Origin of the sequence: Priestia sp. SIMBA_032 (assembly GCF_046535215.1) — a bacterium.
Classification (GTDB): Bacteria; Bacillota; Bacilli; order Bacillales; family Bacillaceae_H; genus Priestia; species Priestia aryabhattai.
The window spans coordinates 1-263 of record NZ_JAWRXD010000893.1 but is presented as its reverse complement, the minus strand read 5'-3'; the positions used below and the strand labels follow the sequence as shown (position 1 = coordinate 263).

General features: G+C 33.1%; 1 pseudogene. It reads right to left on the bottom strand.

Annotation, left to right across the window (positions count from 1 at the left end):
• Nucleotides 1-80: 80 nt before the first annotated feature.
• Nucleotides 81-263: pseudogene (locus SB717_RS36895) on the bottom strand (serine O-acetyltransferase); the annotation flags it as partial.

The window sequence follows — 263 nt, the reverse complement described above, 5'->3', positions numbered from 1 at the left end:
AAACTGTAGGTCCACACACATACATCTTTACCTTATTTTCTTCTAATGGAGTAAACTCTTCCTTTTGACGTGTTAACGTATTATAAATGTGAATAGTCATTTTTATCCTTCCTTTCTACCTTTACTTCAAGTTGTTTTTTCAATTTATCAAGTTCTACTTCCATGACCTTTAACTTATCAAAAATTGGGTCTGGAAGGTCAGAATGATTTAATTCTTGACCGATTTTTACTCCATTTTGAATAACGACTCGGCCAGGTATACC